Origin of the sequence: Proteus sp. fly-1008, from assembly GCF_040140305.1 — a bacterium.
Taxonomy (GTDB): Bacteria; Pseudomonadota; Gammaproteobacteria; order Enterobacterales; family Enterobacteriaceae; genus Proteus; species Proteus vulgaris_B.
This window is the reverse complement of record NZ_JBEEWH010000025.1, coordinates 1-4,315: the sequence shown is the minus strand read 5'-3', so window position 1 is coordinate 4,315 and position 4,315 is coordinate 1. Positions and strand designations below refer to the sequence as shown.

10 protein-coding genes are annotated in these 4,315 nt (G+C 39.4%); all 10 read right to left on the bottom strand.

From position 1 onward, the window contains the following. Positions 1-275, bottom strand: a 275-nt coding sequence (locus tag ABN256_RS18675; RefSeq protein ID WP_349439898.1) for a YqaJ viral recombinase family protein, incomplete at its 3' end; no start/stop codon positions are given. Then, on the bottom strand, positions 272-1,198 hold the full coding sequence (locus tag ABN256_RS18670; protein WP_349439897.1) for a recombinase RecT: 927 nt from the start codon (positions 1,196-1,198) through the stop codon (positions 272-274). The genes ABN256_RS18675 and ABN256_RS18670, both read right to left, overlap by 4 nt. Beyond that, positions 1,195-1,416, bottom strand: a complete 222-nt coding sequence (locus ABN256_RS18665; RefSeq protein WP_349439896.1) for a hypothetical protein — start codon at positions 1,414-1,416, stop codon at positions 1,195-1,197. The genes ABN256_RS18670 and ABN256_RS18665 overlap by 4 nt, the downstream gene beginning before the upstream one ends. Beyond that, positions 1,413-1,679, bottom strand: a complete 267-nt coding sequence (locus ABN256_RS18660; protein ID WP_349439895.1) for a hypothetical protein — start codon at positions 1,677-1,679, stop codon at positions 1,413-1,415. Before ABN256_RS18660 ends, ABN256_RS18665 begins: the two co-directional genes overlap by 4 nt. Further along, the gene (locus ABN256_RS18655; protein WP_255310961.1) at positions 1,670-1,804 is read right to left on the bottom strand and encodes a hypothetical protein; all 135 of its coding nucleotides are present in this window, start codon (positions 1,802-1,804) and stop codon (positions 1,670-1,672) included. The genes ABN256_RS18660 and ABN256_RS18655 overlap by 10 nt, the downstream gene beginning before the upstream one ends. 139 nt (positions 1,805-1,943) lie before the next feature. After that, entirely contained in the window at positions 1,944-2,108 is a 165-nt protein-coding gene (locus ABN256_RS18650; RefSeq protein ID WP_349439894.1) for a hypothetical protein, read from the bottom strand. Positions 2,109-2,129: 21 nt separating this feature from the next. Continuing rightward, positions 2,130-2,555, bottom strand: a complete 426-nt coding sequence (locus ABN256_RS18645) for a hypothetical protein (protein WP_349439893.1) — start codon at positions 2,553-2,555, stop codon at positions 2,130-2,132. A gap of 62 nt (positions 2,556-2,617) precedes the next feature. Further along, a complete protein-coding gene (locus ABN256_RS18640; RefSeq protein WP_349439892.1) occupies positions 2,618-2,890 on the bottom strand; it encodes an XkdD/Y8K6 family phage-associated protein in 273 nt (90 codons plus the stop codon). A 1-nt stretch (position 2,891) separates the two neighbouring features. Beyond that, positions 2,892-3,266 carry a hypothetical protein gene (locus ABN256_RS18635; protein WP_349439891.1) on the bottom strand — a complete coding sequence of 125 codons (375 nt, stop codon included), beginning with the start codon at positions 3,264-3,266 and terminating at the stop codon, positions 2,892-2,894. A 29-nt stretch (positions 3,267-3,295) separates the two neighbouring features. Further along, the gene (locus ABN256_RS18630) at positions 3,296-4,276 is read right to left on the bottom strand and encodes a hypothetical protein (RefSeq protein ID WP_349439890.1); all 981 of its coding nucleotides are present in this window, start codon (positions 4,274-4,276) and stop codon (positions 3,296-3,298) included. Between the last annotated feature and the right edge of the window lie 39 nt (positions 4,277-4,315).

Sequence of the window (4,315 nt, the reverse complement as noted above, 5' to 3'; positions counted from 1 at the left end):
GTCATCCTTGCTTCTAATTCGTAGTTTTTACCCCATTCCAGCGTCCTTGCTGATACCTCCTTGTAAACTCCCGTGCAAACTTCACCAATAAGGGTATTTAAATATGTTTTCTTTGTGTCTGACCATTTTGTTCCTGACCTTGGCTTAGAGATAACTTTCCATGCCTCAGAGGCGGTTACAACTCCGAGCCTGACAGACATCCATTCCTCGCTTCCTTGCTCTACTTTTGTTAAATCGATGCCTGTTTTGCTTAGAATGATGTCATTACTAATCATTTTCCTTCTGCCTTTTTCCTTAGCATATCGATAATGGTATTGGCTTCAAATGCGGTTAATTGCTCTGGATGGGATATTTGATGGTTGAATTTTTTACTAATGAATGTGAAGAATGCGTCACTCCATTCGCCATTAACTTTAAGCATTAAGTCCGTGATAGCCTTTAATTGATCATCACTTGCTGGCGTTATGTCCTTTGGTTCTTGTTGCTCGTTTCCAAAATCAATACCTTCTCCAGCCTCAGTATTAACATAGTCAATAGCCTTATCTAGACGCTCTCTGCGTGGCCAGTATTTAGCCGCCTGCTTCACTACTGTTTTTAGGATCATCTGTTCTTCATCAGTTACCCAAGGGCAGGATTTTTTCCTTGCTATCCAGGCTTTCCATGCTGATGAACGTTCACGGATTGCGTATATATCAGTAATAGCCATTGTGTGAGTTAGATAGTCTCCATCTTCTGTTTTTACTACTGTGTAAGCTCCGACAATCTCACCTCTCTGTTCCTGAGTGGCAAAGGCGTTGTATTCGTGGCGAGGTGCAGTATCTATTGATGTGAGTTGGAAATTATCATTTTGTCGAACAATGCTTGATTGACACCACTTAATAGCCTGTGATTGTTGAGCAATATGCATCAAGCCCATATAGCTAATATCGAGACATACTTTCTTGTCTCTAGGAACTAGGTAAGCCAACTTTTGCGCTGGGTTTAAACTAATTCCGATAGCTGATACATTCATGATCGCACTACGAACTGAGACAAGATTATTAACTGCAACATTTGCCAGATAATCATTGTTCGCGAATATTTGCATGGCAAATTCAGACTCCCTTTTGAATGCTATGCTTGGCTCACTACACACTTGTTCGAACTCATTTTTAAGAGGATTTACAACCTCATATATTTTTTGAACTGCATTTGTCACGACATCCTCCTGCGTTCCTGATAATTCTTTAACTCTTTGTAAATACTATCAATTGTCATATCGAAAACGCTGTCACTCCATTGACTAGTAATGTCTTTTGGTAAGCCGTCAACCACGCTAAATGCGACATCACTTAACTCAGCGTCCTTTGCGTCAATCCATGACGCCTCTTCTTGTCTGCGCTCTTCCATTGCGTCAAGTTCATGATAAGGATTCACGCAGCCCTCCTTAGGTTAGAAACTCGCAATATCCTGTTAATAAAGGCTTCCTTGCCTATCGCATTGATAATCCTTTCAAGCGATTCATCATCACAATCGAGTACATATTCCATTGCCTCAACTGGGTCGATTTCCGTTAATTTAGCCAGCTCAGCGAAACTTCCTGTCTCAATACTAAGCTTGCTACTTTCGTCAAATTCCATGACTGTTTTGCCGTCCGTGTTAACCCTCATTCCTTGAGCATTTTTGAAGGCTATTTGCATAAACCCTCCTGATAGCTTTCTTTGAGTAATTCCATTGCTAACCACCAGATATCCTCACATTTCTGGCGAATAGCTACCTGCGCCTGAGCTTGTGCCAGACGGAAAATATCTTGGTTAATTTTCATAATTTACCTTGCGATAATTAGACTTAATGAAATAACTGCGAATAGAAGTAGGGCGCTGAATATAGTGTCTATGTTCATGCGAAATTCTCACTATTGAGATAGCGATTGTTATTTGGTTTCTCTGGTGTTGGTGGGTGGGTTACTGCTGAGGTATTTCCTTGATATCTAATTCCGTGATATTGGCTTTTGCTCCAATTACAGCCCATAAGTACATGTGTTCGGCGCAATCACCTTCATCCTCCGCTTCAATATCCTTTGACCAAGGCTCACCATTCCATTTGCAAGTCACTTTGAACATTGCCATTTCCTATGTTCCTTATGTGCGTTAATCCGTGTAGGCTATAAATTTAAATTTTCCATTTCCAAAGTGCTCAAACCTACCGCCAAACGTGCCAATGACTTCTTTCCTAACTTCTTCTTTATCCATTCCTTCTGGATAAACACCTTCTTTAATCATTGAGCAGCTTGAGTGTGGCTTGCTGTAGTAATCCAATTTTGTCGGGTCTAATTTTCTAGGCTCCCATGAGCGATAAGCTCCAGTAGCTTTGTCTGTACTGACAACATAGTCATTAATGATTTCATCTTCTGATTCTTCCCATCCGCACTCATCGCAATATCCGCTAGGTGCTGTACATGCACTGCAAGGAGCACTTAAATGGCAAGAACAATTATTCACTGGATGTAGCTCTATGGTTCCTTGGCACCCATTACGCAAACAGGTGTCTCCTTCGCAATATCCGAAGTTACCCATAATTAATTCCTTATGTGCGTATTCCTCACTATTAATAGCGATATGAATGATTAAGTGGTGGGTTACTGCTGACCGAGGGCTTTTGCGATTACAGCGTCAACGATGTCTAAATTATCGTCATCATCTGGTTTATAGCTTGCAATTTTATTGCGAAGTCTTATTAACTGCTCTAATAACTCTGGTGCTGATGCGATTAGATGGGAGTCTGCTTTCTGATTGGCTGTTGTGATATCTAAATAAACATCACCAATTGTCACGCCGTGAAAAGTTGTCATTATTTCATTGGCATTTCTTATGGTGTATTTCCAAGGCGCTGGCGTGTGCTTAAATTCCATATCACCCCCTAGCCTTTAACATTGCATCTGCCATGACATAGGCTTGTTTGGCATATAAGTCAAAATCTCCTTTGCATTCTTCAAATACAACAGGTCCATTTAACGTGCTGATGATTGCTGGCATGCATTTAGAAGCGAAATAGTCACGTAATGTCGCATCAGTCGCCATCAATTCAGGATCATTACTATCTGGACGCCAAAGTAAATCATAGTCTCCGTTATCATCGAAACTGGTTACTTGGTATTTCCAACGATGACCTTCATATTCGAATGTTTCATTTGAGCAAGAATGGTGACGTCTATCCTTCGGGAATCGAGCTTCCATATACTCGCTATGCTCTGGCGAGTCTTTATATACCTTCAGTGTTATTGTCATACTCCCTCCGTTATTAACTAAACACGATGCTATTTACTTTCGCTTTGTAGATATCCAGTTCCATTACAGCATTCACAAACGCTCAATGGAGCATGGATTACACTCATAACTTCAGATAAGTAGTTATCAATCATCTCTTTTAATTCCCACTCGTTACTTGCAGAGAATGACTTAATTGCCGTGTAGTTTTTGTAATTTTCTTGTTCGTGTGTCATTTCATAAATAGAAACTTCTTTAGCTGTAGCTGTTTTAAAGTGCAGCTTCTCTCTTTGTTTTTTTGTTCTTGCGAATATATCTCTATACGAATAAGTTTGAGGTTTAAGTAAAGGAATAATTTTTTTAACTTCAAAGCAGAAGTCATAATCACTTGTGACTCTTGCTATCTTTGTGTCAATGTTATTGATGATATGCTGGCGAACCAAATCATACATTTCCTTTGATGATATTTTGCATGGGCTATTTGAGCGAACAGGTTCGGGTGTGACGATGCAATCTATTAAGGAGTGTTTTACGTTTTGATTTGTCACTGAATACTTCTCATCTGAAAAGCCAACTCTTTTAATTGCAGGGTAATTAAACTCAGGCGCTTTTTTAAAGTTTTCCACTTCGCAAATGATGTTAAATTTAACGTTAACTTCAACAAAGTAATCAGGTTTAACGTCATAATTTAGTGAGTAAAGTGAGTCTATAATGTCTTCATCATAATTATCACAGTCACCAATCGCTATTTCCTTTGGTAATTTATCGCTTGCCAGTTCAGGGGTCTTTAATTCATATCTCTTGTTTTCTCTCTCACCTGAAATTACCCTCTCTACTTTTGATGGAAATTTTCCAATCGAGTACCAGTGGGTATGGAATGTTTTAACTGGACTCATACCATCAAACAGAAGCTTATCTAAAATTGTTTTATGATAATCAAAGTCATATCCCTTGGTTGCTGTGCAGTCGGTTATGAAACACTGACCAGCATCTGTTTTTATAATTTCAATTTCGATCGGCTTACTATCCATCTCTATCTCCTATCTATTAATCAACTCACCACAGCCCAC